Genomic DNA, 13,968 nt, shown 5'->3' on the forward strand with positions numbered 1-13,968 from the left:
AACCCAAAATCCCCCCCCCCCCGCCCTCTTGACGATGACAGGAGTTCTTCCTAAGACAAGCAGAGAGGTTGTTCGCACGTAAATCGGGCATGGAGCAACAAGAACAAAGCGCCCACGCGGCAGGGAGTGACGAGCCGAGTGGGCCAATAGGCGAGCAGCCACTACGGCGGCGCGTCCATGAGACCGACTCCCATCACTTATCACCCCTCTTAGTGTGGGCGGTGGTTTTCTGTGATATCGGCACCTCGGTGTATTATGTGCCGGGGATTCTCTATGCGCAGGTCGGAGCGCTGACGCCGCTTTTCATTATCGCCACGATTATTGGTTTCATTCCGCTGGCGCTTAAATATCAAGAAATCTGCTGGCGTAATCCAGAAGGTGGTGGTGTCGTTTCAGTTGCCACCAAAGCCTTCTCTCCACGCTGGGGAGTGTTTGGCGGTTTCCTCATTCTGATTTGTTATTTCTTTACCATCGCTATCTCAGCGGTCTCTGGTTTGCATTATCTAGCAACAATTTTTTCTTTTATTGAACATTACATTGTTACGTGCACCGTCGTGGCTCTGGTTTTGCTGGCGACGGTCAATATCATCGGGATTCGTGAGAGTGCGATTCTCTCCTTGTGCATGGCGGCGGCTGCGCTTGCGGTCGATTTAGTGGTGATTGGGGTGACGATGTTCTACATCGGCCCGCCCGAGTGGAGCAAAGTATTTGGCTTGCTCGAACAGGGAAAAGACATTCCTCCCTATGCTTTCTTAGTTGGATTTGCTGGAGCCTGGTTGGCCTTCTCTGGGTTAGAAAGCATCAGCCAATTGAGCCCAGCGATGCAAGCGCCGATTCGTTCCACGGCACCAAAAGGGATGTCGTTGGTTGTTATTTCGATTCTCTTGACCTCGCCGTTGTTGTCATTGTTTTCTGTGGCATTGCTGCCAGATGCGATCAAACTGCATGATACTGAGCGCTTCATTTCCAAACTTGGAGTGATGTGGGGCGGCATGCCAGTTGAGTTGGCTGTGGTCGGTACGGCTTCGGTGTTGCTGTTGTTTGCTGCCAATACCGGGATCATTGGCGCGTATCATGTCTTTCTGGCACTGGCCGAAGGCGGGTTTCTGCCGCAACTGGTGACCTGGCGTAATCGTCGCTTTCGCACGCCACACATGGCGATTATCATTACTACGCTTATCCCCGTGAGTGTGGTGTATGCCACAGGTGCTGAGTTGGGCATTCTTGGTGACATGTACGTGTTCGGTTTGCTGGGCGCATTTGTCATGAGTTCGATTGGACTTGATGTCATTCGTTGGCGACTCGATCAACGCGGTATTGGCTTTTGGATTGGAGTGCTCACGACCGTAATGGTGACGGTGGCATGGTTGGTGAACATCGTAGAAAAACAGACCGCAACACTTTTTGGTGGGATGCTGATTGCTTTTGGTATGACCGTATCTGTGGCTGCGCAACAAGGTCGGTTTGCTGATCTGTTTTATCAGATTCCGTTTATCGCGCGGCTGACCCAGCGTCGCATTTCCGAAGCCGAGCGTGATCTGGCTGACATTCCCAATCTGATTAGTCTGAGCGACGCGTCAGAGATTGTTGCCTTGTATCCGTCGCGGACGCTGATCGCCGTACGTGGTCGCAATTTGCGCTTGATTGATGAAGCGATTGCCCGCGAAAAAGGCTGGGGTGGTAACGCGGTGTATGCACTCTACGTTGAAGAGCGTGCAGGATTGTTTGTCGGTGGTGATGAAAAAGAACCAGGCGAAGAAGGCATCGAGACCTTACGCTTCGCCGTCAAAGCCGCGCAACGACAAAACTTCGAGTTGATTCCAGTGTGGACCGTCTCCTACAACGCCGCCGAAGCCATCGCCCGCGCCGCGGAAGTGTTAGAGGTTGACACCGTCGTCATGGGTGTCAGCAGACGTAGCGCGGTGTATCACTTATTGCGTGGGCACGTCGTCAACGGCCTCACCCGGCGGTTGCCAGCGAGTTGTCACTTGTTGTTGTACAATTGAACACGTAATCCGTAAAACGTAATACGTAACCACCTCACCTCCTTTTTACGTTTTACGCATTACGATTTACGTTCCAGCTTCTCCCGAATTTCTCTCGCTCGTGTTTCCAGTTCTTCCGCTTCAACCATGACTCACCCTGCTACCAATGGTGAGTATAGGTTGGCAGGGTGGGAATGGGGAAGTCTTGTGGGGTGAAGGAAGCCCTTGAAATGCTGATCCCGGATTCCACTACGTTTCATCCGGGCTACGGAGCTGATGAAGTCGCAACACGTGTCATGAGAAATCTACTTCTACATAATCACCAGGTTTCGCTGTGTTGATAGCAGTAACGACATCGGAGACCTTTCTCTTAATCCGAGGCCAACTGGTGGTCATGAGCACGACGATGGCGATGCGACGCTCACTCAGGTTCTGTTGATATTTCAGGTTCTGATCCGTTGTGACCAAGACCTCGAACGCTGCTGTCTCTGCCTCACGGAGCAACTCTCCATTTTGCAGAGTACTCCATCCTTTCTCAAAAACAGTGGCGACAACATGGGGAGCGAGGTAACGTCGTAAAGGAACCGGAGTGCCCTGGTCAAACAGCACCTGCATAGCGCTTACTCGACCTCAGGCTGGAGACTTTGTTGGGTGTGTTCGAGGACAGCTCCAACTTGCTGGCGTGTGACGCCAGGAAACCACTGTAAGAAATCATCGACGCAAGCTCCGTCTTCGAGATTCTCAAAGAGTGCTTTGACCGGGACTCGAGTCCCTCGGAATACCCACGCGCCACTGACTTTGCCAGGTATCCTTTCTACAGCGGAGCAAGATGACCAATCCAACATAGCGTTGAGGCTAACCGAAAAGCCGAGAGGGGACAAGCAAGGAGCAGATAGCGTTGGAGCCCGGATGAAATCGGGGGAGGACTAGTTTTGGATTTCACTCCGTCTCATCCGGGCTACAGTACTCAACTGAACAACACTTCCTTGGCGTACAGTGTATCCACATACTCACGCACTGTTTGAATCTTGTTGTTCTTTACCTCGAACATGACGTTGTAGAAGTTCTCGTAGGTCTTGCCTTTGGCGCTTTTGCCACGGGCGATCCATTCGACGGTGACGAAGTCGCCTTCGGCGATAGTATTCCGCACTTCAATCGAGAGAGAGCCGGGTTGAAAATGCGGGGCGGCTTTCATGACAAATCCTTCAAGTATGCCTTTTTTGCCTTTATGCGTGCCAGACACTGGTAGTGATCCCGGCAACCACCAAGTTGCATCATCAGCCAACAAAGAGTTGAACGTTTCCATGTTGCCTTTGGCTAATGCATCGATAAATCCCAGGACGACTTTCTTGTTTTCTGCGATTCCCATGACCTACCTCCTTTTTTCTTGTTAGGAATACAGTCGCTGTAAGATTTCACTGGGTAAGATACAAGAAATCTGTTGCCTCCGACATCGCCCGTGCAGGGGTTGATCGTGTGTCAAAATCGGTACGCGTTCTTCTCCTGTTTCTTGAGCACAACGAATGAGTGCGGCGTCAGTTGGACCAAAGCCTTCGAGTAACGTTTGGTCCAACGACAGAAAACTTATCCATCGTTCCTCGACGCTCATCTGTCGAAGTTCCCTCGTTGCTACTCGCCAAAAAGGGCCAAGCGAAAACTCTCTAGGCTGTCCTGCTGTACGCCCGAGTTCAACTTGTGCAAGTCGACCAACTTCGACAAACACACCGGGAACTACAATAATGCCTTGATGCCTTCCTAGAAACTGCGATATCTGTTTTGGGCTGACGTTAAACTGCTTGCGACATTCCAAGCGGTTCTCGTCGATGGATCGTCCTTGCTCACTCCAGAAACGATACAGTAAAAGGTCAAGTAACGGTCCGGTGTCGAGAATAAGCCGCGACATTGTTGTCAGCTAATTGGTGCAGCAGGAATGTCGTATTCTTCGCAAAGCTGGGATCTTGTCTGGTCAAGTATTTCGATAAGTGTCTCGTTTGCTTTTTTCAGTTCTGAGATGGCTTGATTGAGTTGAGAAAAGCTGGGAACGGAGCGGAAACTGAGAAAGAAATCACGAAAGCGAGTCCAGAAGGGGCGACTAGTATAATAGGCAGGGAGTTCTTCGACATTGTTGATGACATGTTCAGCAATGAGCAGCGAAAACTCTTTCTCGGGAGTTCCACCTCCAGGGTACGGATTCCCTTCTGCTCTCCATTGTGTCAATGGTGATTCAACTTGATGATGAAAATGCCCAATAAGATCTTTCCAACACTGTGAGGCAGACTTAAAGAGGACACCTATTTTCTCATCTCGTCGCTTCATTTCTTGCTTGAGAGAGGGGAGTCCTCGTAACAGATCATCATAATTAGGGCGAGCTAAAGGAGAAACTCGGCCTCGTGTCTCTCGGATAAACTCCATCTCAGTAGTCTGATAACGCCAAGTGATATCTTGCTTGGCAAGAAGCTTGTTCTCGGCCAAGAGGTCTTCCATGAGAGGATTCATGACAGAATAAATCCATGCTTTTACTCGCTCTGTGCCTTTTCTTTGGCGGCGTGTCTTGTGTTCTTCTGTTTGCATGCAGTCCTCTCTTCTATCTTTTGTTTAGATTACCCCCTGTTCCTTCAGTGATGCAATCTCTTTACCGGAGAGGCCGAGCAGCTTGCCGTAGATGAGATCGTTGTGTTCCCCCAGAGTCGGGCTAGGTGAGTCGACCGTTGGTGGGTCTTCGTTGAGGCGAATCGGGGAAGTCAGCACCGTGACTGTCCCTACTGCTGGGTGTTCGATGTCTTGCAGCGTGCCGCGTTCACGCAGATGCGGATCGCTAATTACTTCTGGGATTTCTTTGACAATGCCACAGGTGACATCGGCCTGACCCAGAATTGTCATCACTTCGTGTTTTGTATGCTGCTTTGTCCAACTCGCGACGAGTTCGTCGACTTCATCAAAGCGTTTGGCGCGGGCGGCATTGGTGGCGTATTGCGGATCGGTGATCAGATCTTCGCGGTGCATGGCTTTACACAGCGCTTTCCATTTGTCGTCGTTGGCAACCAGGAGCAACACATAGCCGTCTTTCGTCGCGTACGTATTGTACGGAGAAAACAGACGACCCGGTGCAGTATTGCCAAAACGGCCTTGCAGACCCCTCGCCATGTACGCGGACATTTGCGTGATCAGTGGCCCCATCGCCGCCTCGAACAAGCTGGTCTCGACGATGGTTCCTTCGCCAGTGCGATCGCGTTGATGAATGGCGGCGAGAATACCAGCACACAGGTGCGTGCCGGACATAATATCGAAGATCGGCGGCCCGGCTTTCACTGGTGGGTTTTCAGGAAAGCCAGTTGAGTTCATCAGGCCTGACATCGCTTGAACGATCGGGTCGAACGCCGGATAGTTGCTGTACGGTCCCGAGCGGCCAAAACCACTGCCAGACGCGTAAATCAAGCCGCGATGCAGTTTGCGAAGTTCTTCGTAGCCTAGTCCAAGCTTGTCCATTACACCAGCAGCGAAGTTCTCGACGACCACATCAGACTGTGAGGCAAGTTCTTTCAGTAACTCACGCCCACGCTGTGTTTTGAGATTAAGGGTAATGCCCTTCTTGTTCGAGTTGAGCATGATGTAGGCGTAACTTTCGTCTTTATTCGGAACTTTGAAAATGGTGCGGGCCATCTCCCCATGAGTGGGCTCTACCTTGATGATCTCAGCTCCGAGAAACCCCAGTAGCCAGGTGGCGTATGGACCGTTGTAGACATGAGTTAAGTCAAGAATACGAATGTCATCGAGTGCGCGCATTGTCCCTCCGACTTTTTGTAGAGCCTTCAGCTCTCAGCGGTCAGCTATCAGCCAGCCGGAAAAAAAACAAGGAAGAGTTCGAACACTTTTGGCTGACCGCTGAAAGCTGATAGATGAAAGCCCTTTTGTTCTGGCTGACTGCTGAAAGCTGATAGCTGAAAGCTGACTACTGAAAGCTCTTTCTGTAGCTATCCTGCATGTGCTAGTCTCCGCTCGCTGGTGGGAACAGCAAAAGGAGGTGTGTGATGCTTGATCTAGTCATCCGTGGAGGGCAAGTCGTCACTCCCTACACCGTAGGGGAGATGGATATTGGCATTCAAGGTGAGAAAATTGTCGCGCTCGGCCAGCCAGACACCCTCGCTGCTGATGCCGATCGTGTGATCGATGCGCAGGGAAAGATCGTGATTCCCGGCGGTATCGAGCCCCATGCGCATATCGGTGTTCCCGTGCCGCCCGCATGGACAGGTCAAGCTGATGTCATGACCCAACCTCCTGAAGCGGCCAGTCGTGCGGCTGCGTTTGGTGGGGTGACGACGTTCATCGATTTCACCGGAGACCTCAGCCGGAAAGCGTTACTGGGCCTCAGCCGTCGACCGATGCTCGAAACCATTGAACGGCGGCGGGAAGTATTCCGCACTCATAGTTATATTGACTACACGTTTCACTACATCGTCGCTGGGCGCGTCCGGCCCGAGGTGATTGGTGAAGTCCGAGAAGCCATTGAAGAGGGAGTGGGAAGCTTCAAAATTTTCACCGTCGATAATCCCGTACGGACCTCGTTTGACCAGCCGTCCGTCCGCATTCCCAATGGCCACCTGTGGGGACTGTTCAGTGAAGTCGCCAAACACGGTGGCATCATGGCTGTACATGCTGAAGACGACGATGTGGTTTCATACATGACTGAGAAGCTGCAACGCGAAGGACAGGATCAGGGCCACAACATCCATCTTGTTCACAACAATCTGTCCGAGGACCTAGCGTTTCGGAACATCATTCGTCTGGCGCAGCATACTGGCGTTGGTATTTATTTTGTTCATGTCACCGCCAAGGAAGGGGTGCGAGCGATTGCCGAAGCGCGTAATGCCGGACTACCCATCTACGGTGAAGCATTGCATCACTATCTACAGTTTACCTGTGACGACTACAAAAAGCCCGGTGGTACGGCGATCCATACCTATCCGGCGATCAAGTTTGCTGATGATCGTGATGAGTTAATCGCGGGCATGTTGGATGGTCGCTTGGCGACAACCGCGACAGATGAATACACGACCTTCAAAGGACCAAAGCTATGGGGTGATCGTATTGCTACTATCTGTGGTGGACATAACGGTATCGAGACCCGCATTCCTGTAGCATACACAAAACTGGTGGTTGAACGTGGTATGTCGCTGAAACGTTTTGCTGATGTTACCTCGACCAACGCTGCTAAGCTCCTCGGGCTCTATCCACAAAAGGGGGTGATTCAGCCTGGGAGTGATGCGGACTTCTGTATCTTTGATCCGAATCTCAAGAAGACCATCTCAACGAGTGATCTACATGCCGATTCGGACTATAGCATTTGGGAAGGGTTTCAATGCCAGGGCTATCCAGTCATGACTATCCTGCGAGGAAAAGTGATTGTCGAAAATGGCAAGTTGGTCGGCAGTTCGACAGATGGACGGTGGCTCAAGCGGCATGTGACGAATGAAGTGCTGGCGAGACCAACGGTCTGAAAGAGGGGGAAAGGGGTAAAAGGGGAGAGGGATAAAAGGAGAGAGGAAGAACACTCTTCATCATGTTTTCCTTTTCGCCCCTTCCCCTTTTCCCCCACGACTTTGCAGCGACGCAATTTATTGCATTGAGGTTTTCAGTATCACGCAACGAAAAGGAGGTTCCCATGCTTGATCTCATTATCAAAGGTGGACAGGTTGTGACTCCTCATGCGGTGGGGGAGATGGACGTTGGCATTCAAGGGGAGAAGATTGTCGCCGTCGGTCATCCTGGTACGCTGGCGACCGGTGCTGGTCGTGAAATTGATGCCAGGGGGAAAATCGTTATTCCTGGCGGTATCGAGCCACATGCGCACATCGGCATTCCCGTGCCAGAGCAATGGTCAGGGATTCCTGACGTGATGACTCAACCACCCGAGGCGGCGAGCCGTGCGGCAGCGTTTGGTGGGGTGACGACAATTATCGACTTTGCCGGTGACCTGAGCTTTAACCCAGACGGTAGCATTCTCTCCACGACGATCCTGCACGACATCGAACAGCGGCGCTCTGCCTTCCACACTCATAGTTATACCGATTACGCTTTTCACTACATTCTTGCCGGTGACGTGACGTCGAAAACAGTAGGTGAAATTGGCGAAGCGATCCAAGAGGGCATAGCGAGTTTCAAGATCTTCACCACCTTTCATCCGATTCGCGTACCCTACGGTCCGCTATGGAGCATCTTTGAAGAAGTCGCCAAACATGGCGGCATCATGGCGGTGCATGCTGAAGAGGACGAGATTGTCCGTTACATGACCGAGAAACTCAAACGCGAAGGACGCATGCAGGGGTATAACTTACATCTAGTGCACAACAACCTCTCCGAAGATCTTGCTTTTCGTCATATTATTCGTCTGGCTAAACACACCAACGTTGGCATTTACTTTGTCCATGTCACTGCCAAGGAAGGCGTGGCGGCCATCGCCGAAGCGCGGAATGATGGTCAGCCGGTGTATGGGGAGGCGTTACACAATTATCTGCAATTCACCTGTGAGGACTACAAGAAACCTGGCGGCACGGCGATTCACACCTATCCGGCGATCAAGTTTCCCGAAGACCGTGAGGCACTGACGAGAGGACTGATGGATGGTCGCTTGGCGACGACGGCAACTGATGAATACACCACCTACCGCAAACCGAAGCTGTGGGGCGATACGATCGAGACCGTCTGTGGTGGACACAATGGTATTGAGACGCGTATGCCCGTGGCTTACACCAAGTTCGTTACTGAGCGTGGTGTCTCACTGCAACGCTTTGTTGACATCACTTCGGCGAACGCAGCGAAAATTCTCGGCATGTATCCTCAGAAAGGCGCAATCCAGCCCGGAAGTGATGCTGACATTGTCCTGCTCGATCCCAATAAGAGGACGATCTCTGTCAGTGATCTGCATGCCGATTCGGATTACAGCATCTGGGATGGCTTCCAGTGTAGTGGCTATCCGATCATGACCATCTTGCGCGGCAAGGTGATTGTTGAGAATGGCAAACTGGTCGGCGCGTCAACTGATGGCCGCTGGCTCAAGCGACGCGTGTCAGGGGATGTGATCTCAAGGCCGACAGTCTAAAAGAAGGGGAAAAGGCGAAAAGGAAAATACCTTTTGACTCCTAGTGGTCAGACAATTTAATTTTGAGGAGTTCAAGTTCGTCATGCCCGCCTGCGCGGGCATGACGTGCTTCAGCTATCCATCAAAACTTCCTGGACTGACTACTAGTCCTGGCACGTCCAGCGACCAATTACGTTCACAGTGCTCGCATATCATGGGTTCCTCCTTTCGTCTGGGTCTTTTGGGTGTGGCATTTGCTCATAAAACATGACCTTTGGGGGCACAATTCGTGCCTTTGGGGGCACACTGTGGGAACGGCAGGGAAAATGGGAAAATAAGTCTGGGAGTCGAAGCACTTTCCGCAAAAGAACGAAGGAACGAACGAGCGAAATGCGTTGCGTGGTTGACTTATCTTTCCCTTTCACCTTTGGGCTATGGCCTGTCGCCTGAGTGTGTTCACATACCACGCAGCACGGAGTAGCATGATGCCCAACTGGGACCCGCAACAATATCAACGCTTTAGTGACGAACGCTCACGTCCGTTCTTTGATCTCGTTAACCGTGTGCCGGATGATGAAGTGCATACGGTGGCTGACCTTGGCTGCGGTCCGGGCAACCTGACCGAGACGCTGGTGACTCGCTGGCCTGAGGCGCAGATCTGGGGGGTAGACAACTCACAGGAGATGCTAGCTGCGGCTGTGAAGTTAGCTCCTCGCCCTCACTTGCAGTTTGTTGCTGGAGATATTTTTACCTGGCAGCCAGAGCGGCCACTTGACCGGCTGATTTCCAACGCTGCGCTACAATGGGTGCCGGATCATCCAACGATGATTCCACGACTTGTGAGTTTGCTTGCTCCACGTGGTGTGCTCGCGGTACAGGTGCCGTTCAATTTCGACGAACCGACGCACACCTTGTTAGAAGAAACGCGCAGTCAAGAACCGTGGGTGACGATTCTTGGTCCACGGCAGCGGCAGTTCTTTGTGCAAACCCCAACCTGGTATGCTGACACATTGCACGCGCTGGGGATGTCCGTTGATCTGTGGGAGACGATTTACTATCACGTGCTGCACGGATCAGATGCGGTGTTGGAATGGGTGAAAGGCACTGCCTTACGTCCGACGCTTAGTAAATTGGATGCAACCCAGCAACAGGATTTTCTTGCTGTCTATGGAGAGAAGTTGCGTGCCGCTTATCCCTCAGGGCCTTACGGCACGCTCTTTCCGTTTAAGCGATTGTTCTTTGTTGCGCGATGGCGATCTCTATAATGACTAACGAGACCTCGCTGACAGTTCCGTGCCTATAGTGTCAATGATGGACTTGATCCAGATCCCTTCGTTGGCTGCATAGGTGCCAGCTTTGCCGTTCAATTTGCGCATGTGTTCACCACCTTTGTGATGAATGCCAATGAGTTTCCATTGCTGGTTGAAAACCGGGCTCCCGGAGCTGCCTCCTTCGGTCGGAGTGCGGTAATGCAACAGTGGAACCTCATGATCAAGTAGCACGTTGTCGTGGATGGAGAACGAGAGCGTGCCCCCACTTGGGTGACCAATGATATAGGCCCGTTGGTGGTCGTCGTCACTAATGGCAGGGAGTGCATTTGCGATCGGATACGGGTCGATTCCTGTCACCGGCGTATCTAACTGTACCAACGTGGTATCGAGCTGGTCTGGAGGAGAAGACCACAGAATCTTTTTCACGCGGTACCTGGGATTTGTTTCACTTGAAGACGCGTTGGCTTGGAAGGAGATCAGCGCTTCCTCAGGTCGGAGTGCCCCCTTGATTTGTGGATCGTTACTGACTACGTGGGCATTGGTGAGGAGGAGCAGTTCATCTCCGAACGGGCCGTACAGGGCACTGCCTTTGAGCACGAACCCTGTACCGATACCTTGGCCTTGGCCTCCGTCTTGTTCAATACATGCAACCGCCCGACACCGAGCAACTCCAGTGCTGTACCATTGGAAGTTGACAAAACTGTCTCGCCCCAAGACTCTTTCGAGTTGTCCGTCCTGCGCGAGTTGGTCGAGAGGACCATGCTGCAGATCTTGCGGGCGAATGGCGAGATGGCCTCCTTCGCCCTTCAGGAGTGCAGCTTGCAACACGGGCAGCAGCAACGAACCTGGTTCGCTCTGCAGGGTGAGTTGCCACACTTCCGTCAGTTGCCGGTGGGTACTGGCCAATTCAAAAGTATTGGTGTTCGGGTCGGAGGTATATTGACGGAGCCATTCAAGGGCTTCTTGAGGCTGGTTCAGAGCAATACAGGCCTCGGCTGCAATGCCACAATCCCAATAATCTCTCTGCGCTTTCCCTTCAATTTCTTGAAGAATAGTTTTCGCTAGCGATTGGGCATTGAACCGAGTCGCAACCGGGACACGATCGCGAGTGGCGCGACAGTGTAACGCTACCGCATTGATCCCGTGCCACAAGTGCCCGCCAGGATCTTTACTGTACACTTGATGATAGGTAGTCACTGCCAGTTTGAGATTCTTCTGACTTCGTTCCGTGGAACTGTCCTGAGCGTCGACGTAGAACTGCTTATATGCACGGCCAAGGAGGCCCCTGGCCTCAGCGTTCTCCTCAGGCTGAGTCGCGGTGTCGACAATGAGGGTTTGGAGAACATGTAACGCGGCAGTCAGGTTGTTTTGATCAAGCAGTTACTGCGCATACTGGCGACGGATCTGTGGAGCGATTTGCCCTGATTGGATCAGGACATCTGCGACCTGTTGCATCAAGTCAAAATAGCGATTGTTGCGGAGATGCTGGAGAACGCGTTTTGCTTCTCTTTCCGGGTAGAGGTCATCCGTGCTGCGGAGGTGTGTAATCAGATGCTCACAGAGGGCGGTTGTTGTTTCCTTGTCAAACTGTCGGACGGCGGCAGCCACTTGTCGAGTAAGTTCAGGTGGATCAACCGGAACAAGAGCCATACCCTTCCCCTTTCTGCTTAGAGACCAAGGAGTGTGCTGAGTGCACTCCGCAGTTGCGTCCCACGCAAGTAATGCGAGATATTGTGTCGCCAGAGACCGGAGTTTTGTTCATTGATGTCGCGAATGACGCGCGTTCCGTTTTTCTGATAATCGTTTGCCAAGTTGGGGTCGAAGCCCGCGACCGGATCGAAATGATCGTAGACGTCCACCCAGCCGCCATTGAGGCGGGGCGTGGGAAAGCCATCGACACGACTCCACTCAGGTTTGCAGCAGTCTTGAATTTCATCGAGCCCCAGTGGACTACCAATCGTCATGAGCCCATCAACACGTGGGCAGTCCGACACCCGCTTGAGGCAGTCGTAGGCGATGACCGTTCCCATGCTATGACTGACAATGATATGTGGCCCTGGTTTCTGCGCGCCTGCGGTGAGTGCGGTAATCATGCGTTGACGGATTTCGTCCTGTACACGATAGGTCGTTCCTGGACGTGGGCTCTGTGTAGTATTAAACAGGTAGTGATGGACATCGCGCAGCAACGTTTCCATCAGTTGACGTTTGAGCCACCAGGGAAGGGGAATACGTTCAAACTCGGCGCTGATATCAGAGGCTGGAGGAGTGAAATTGTCCTCACCGGGCGCTGCGAAATTCAATTTCTTGGCCAGAGATTCGACGGTGGCCTGTTCCGCTCCCTTCAAGGTACTCTGCCATGACATATCGATGTCAGGGCTCTTCTTGGAAGGAAGTGCTTCTACACTTTCATACGCCGCTTCATCAGCATCATAGTGTTCATACATGACGTCGGCCCAATAGACCATTGATGACGTAATCCCCTCAGCTCCGAGGTCTAACCCGTTGTCACGAGCGAGCGAACGGCGCCAGATATTGAGCAAGGCGTCAGGAGCTGGTTTGTTAGAAATCCCATGAATAAAAGTGACGTGTGCCATGATGTTTCCTCCACCTCTGGGTGAATTTTTGTTACGTTGTGTAGGACGATTTGCGATCGCGATTGTCCAGATACCCCCTCGTTCAATAGGCAAGCGCTGTGCCATTCTCATCTAAACAGGCTACTGCTTCGTACGAAGGTTTTACCGTCTTTTTGTACGAGACCAAAAAGACGATAGAGCCATCTATGTTTCTGCCTTATTTCACCAGAAATTTGCAAGCTGGCAGGAAAGAAATCGCCTGATGCTCGACGGTCAAAAACATTTGCCATGACAAACCCAATTGACAGTAAGAAGGTCGTCATAGCCCTGGAGGTAGTTACGCTGCACGGCCCATTGCCGACCTCTAATGTTCCAGTGCCGTTACTGTCGACGGTGTTCCACGAGATAGCAGTGCGCTCTCAATTGCCGCAGCCCACGAGACGTGTTCGTGCCGTTGTTCACGCGTCTCGCGAATAAGTCGGAGATTGTGTGCCGTGGTTTCTGGTGCCCGCGACTCTCGAATTGCGGTGAGGGCATCGTTCAGCGCAGCGTTGGCTTTTTGTTCATCCTTTGCGAGTACTGCCAGTTCTATGCGAGTGGCATAGTCGCAATAATCGGGTTTGCCTGCGGCAATTTTGCGTTCTACGGCATACGTCACTACGGGGAGCAGTTGCGCGCGGCGGGGATCTGGTGGATCCCTCAATTCCATTAATGTGACGGCATTGATTCCGGGGTACGCGTCGCGCAAGTCCGCCTCAAACCCTTGGAGGTAGGCCTCGATCGCTTTATTGAGGAAGCCTTGGGTGAGTGCCGCATCCGCACGTTTGGCTGCTTTTTCCCAGTGATCTTTGTAGATCCGCCCGAGAATGGCGCACGTTTCGCTACTCGGACCACGATGTTTGAGAAGCTCCGTTAGGCGGTGGCAGGAAACAACTTACCGCAATAGTGATTGACCGGAGTGGAGAGCCTCTGCACAAGAGCAGGGATGAGAGACGAGACCATTGTGTGCTGGCTTCGGTCTAAGTATCGAAGTCTGGTCGAAGAGCTGGATGAACGCGGGCGAC

The 13,968-nt window shown here is 52.3% G+C and carries 13 protein-coding genes and 1 pseudogene; 4 read left to right on the plus strand and 10 right to left on the minus strand.

Features of this window, described 5'->3' with window-relative positions; translation table 11 throughout:
• The first annotated feature begins 68 nt into the window (after positions 1-68).
• On the plus strand, positions 69-2,006 hold the full coding sequence (locus FJ147_22540; GenBank protein MBM4258666.1) for an APC family permease: 1,938 nt from the start codon (positions 69-71) through the stop codon (positions 2,004-2,006).
• Positions 2,007-2,279: 273 nt separating this feature from the next.
• Here the strand turns inward: FJ147_22540 and FJ147_22545 are convergent, their stop codons facing one another.
• From FJ147_22545 to FJ147_22570, 6 genes are all read right to left on the minus strand, one after another.
• On the minus strand, positions 2,280-2,600 hold the full coding sequence (locus tag FJ147_22545) for a hypothetical protein (protein ID MBM4258667.1): 321 nt from the start codon (positions 2,598-2,600) through the stop codon (positions 2,280-2,282).
• Between the two features lie 5 nt (positions 2,601-2,605).
• Positions 2,606-2,830: a DUF433 domain-containing protein gene (locus FJ147_22550; protein MBM4258668.1), complete on the minus strand. Its 225-nt coding sequence runs from the start codon at positions 2,828-2,830 to the stop codon at positions 2,606-2,608.
• 122 nt (positions 2,831-2,952) lie between these two features.
• Entirely contained in the window at positions 2,953-3,354 is a 402-nt protein-coding gene (locus FJ147_22555) for a nuclear transport factor 2 family protein (GenBank protein ID MBM4258669.1), read from the minus strand.
• A gap of 21 nt (positions 3,355-3,375) precedes the next feature.
• Positions 3,376-3,888, minus strand: coding sequence for a hypothetical protein (locus FJ147_22560; protein ID MBM4258670.1), 513 nt, complete (start codon positions 3,886-3,888; stop codon positions 3,376-3,378).
• Between the two features lie 5 nt (positions 3,889-3,893).
• Positions 3,894-4,556 carry a hypothetical protein gene (locus FJ147_22565; GenBank protein ID MBM4258671.1) on the minus strand — a complete coding sequence of 221 codons (663 nt, stop codon included), beginning with the start codon at positions 4,554-4,556 and terminating at the stop codon, positions 3,894-3,896.
• A 24-nt stretch (positions 4,557-4,580) separates the two neighbouring features.
• Positions 4,581-5,768 carry a CoA transferase gene (locus FJ147_22570; GenBank protein MBM4258672.1) on the minus strand — a complete coding sequence of 396 codons (1,188 nt, stop codon included), beginning with the start codon at positions 5,766-5,768 and terminating at the stop codon, positions 4,581-4,583.
• Between the two features lie 245 nt (positions 5,769-6,013).
• Between FJ147_22570 and FJ147_22575 the strand changes: the two genes are divergently transcribed.
• The 3 genes from FJ147_22575 (at position 6,014) to FJ147_22585 (ending at position 10,325) form a co-directional block, all read left to right on the plus strand.
• Positions 6,014-7,480: an amidohydrolase family protein gene (locus FJ147_22575; protein ID MBM4258673.1), complete on the plus strand. Its 1,467-nt coding sequence runs from the start codon at positions 6,014-6,016 to the stop codon at positions 7,478-7,480.
• Positions 7,481-7,542: 62 nt separating this feature from the next.
• On the plus strand, positions 7,543-9,081 hold the full coding sequence (locus FJ147_22580) for an amidohydrolase family protein (GenBank protein MBM4258674.1): 1,539 nt from the start codon (positions 7,543-7,545) through the stop codon (positions 9,079-9,081).
• Between the two features lie 461 nt (positions 9,082-9,542).
• Positions 9,543-10,325, plus strand: a complete 783-nt coding sequence (locus FJ147_22585; GenBank protein ID MBM4258675.1) for a methyltransferase domain-containing protein — start codon at positions 9,543-9,545, stop codon at positions 10,323-10,325.
• Between the two features lie 3 nt (positions 10,326-10,328).
• On the opposite strand, the gene FJ147_22590 is transcribed toward FJ147_22585, so the two are convergent.
• The 4 genes and pseudogenes from FJ147_22590 to FJ147_22605 all read right to left on the minus strand — a co-directional run bounded on the left by FJ147_22590 (position 10,329) and on the right by FJ147_22605 (position 13,820).
• Complete coding sequence (locus tag FJ147_22590) at positions 10,329-11,711, minus strand: trypsin-like peptidase domain-containing protein (protein MBM4258676.1); 1,383 nt, start codon at positions 11,709-11,711, stop codon at positions 10,329-10,331.
• A complete protein-coding gene (locus tag FJ147_22595; GenBank protein ID MBM4258677.1) occupies positions 11,712-11,981 on the minus strand; it encodes a hypothetical protein in 270 nt (89 codons plus the stop codon).
• A 17-nt stretch (positions 11,982-11,998) separates the two neighbouring features.
• Positions 11,999-12,925: a hypothetical protein gene (locus FJ147_22600; GenBank protein MBM4258678.1), complete on the minus strand. Its 927-nt coding sequence runs from the start codon at positions 12,923-12,925 to the stop codon at positions 11,999-12,001.
• Positions 12,926-13,268: 343 nt separating this feature from the next.
• Positions 13,269-13,820 (minus strand): annotated as a pseudogene (locus tag FJ147_22605) (DUF4071 domain-containing protein).
• Between the last annotated feature and the right edge of the window lie 148 nt (positions 13,821-13,968).

The sequence above is a fragment of the Deltaproteobacteria bacterium genome, assembly GCA_016874775.1.
Lineage (GTDB): Bacteria > Desulfobacterota > Binatia > Bin18 > Bin18 > VGTJ01.

What these genes read in the sequence shown, in the direction of transcription:
- FJ147_22545 (MBM4258667.1), bottom strand. Translation starts at nt 2,600, where the DNA reads ATGCAGGTGCTGTTTGACCAGGGCACTCCGGTTCCTTTACGACGTTAC.
- FJ147_22550 (MBM4258668.1), bottom strand. Translation starts at nt 2,830, where the DNA reads ATGTTGGATTGGTCATCTTGCTCCGCTGTAGAAAGGATACCTGGCAAA.
- FJ147_22555 (MBM4258669.1), bottom strand. Translation starts at nt 3,354, where the DNA reads ATGGGAATCGCAGAAAACAAGAAAGTCGTCCTGGGATTTATCGATGCA.
- FJ147_22560 (MBM4258670.1), bottom strand. Translation starts at nt 3,888, where the DNA reads ATGTCGCGGCTTATTCTCGACACCGGACCGTTACTTGACCTTTTACTG.
- FJ147_22565 (MBM4258671.1), bottom strand. Translation starts at nt 4,556, where the DNA reads ATGCAAACAGAAGAACACAAGACACGCCGCCAAAGAAAAGGCACAGAG.
- FJ147_22570 (MBM4258672.1), bottom strand. Translation starts at nt 5,768, where the DNA reads ATGCGCGCACTCGATGACATTCGTATTCTTGACTTAACTCATGTCTAC.
- FJ147_22575 (MBM4258673.1), top strand. Translation starts at nt 6,014, where the DNA reads ATGCTTGATCTAGTCATCCGTGGAGGGCAAGTCGTCACTCCCTACACC.
- FJ147_22580 (MBM4258674.1), top strand. Translation starts at nt 7,543, where the DNA reads ATGTTTTCCTTTTCGCCCCTTCCCCTTTTCCCCCACGACTTTGCAGCG.
- FJ147_22585 (MBM4258675.1), top strand. Translation starts at nt 9,543, where the DNA reads ATGATGCCCAACTGGGACCCGCAACAATATCAACGCTTTAGTGACGAA.
- FJ147_22595 (MBM4258677.1), bottom strand. Translation starts at nt 11,981, where the DNA reads ATGGCTCTTGTTCCGGTTGATCCACCTGAACTTACTCGACAAGTGGCT.
- FJ147_22600 (MBM4258678.1), bottom strand. Translation starts at nt 12,925, where the DNA reads ATGGCACACGTCACTTTTATTCATGGGATTTCTAACAAACCAGCTCCT.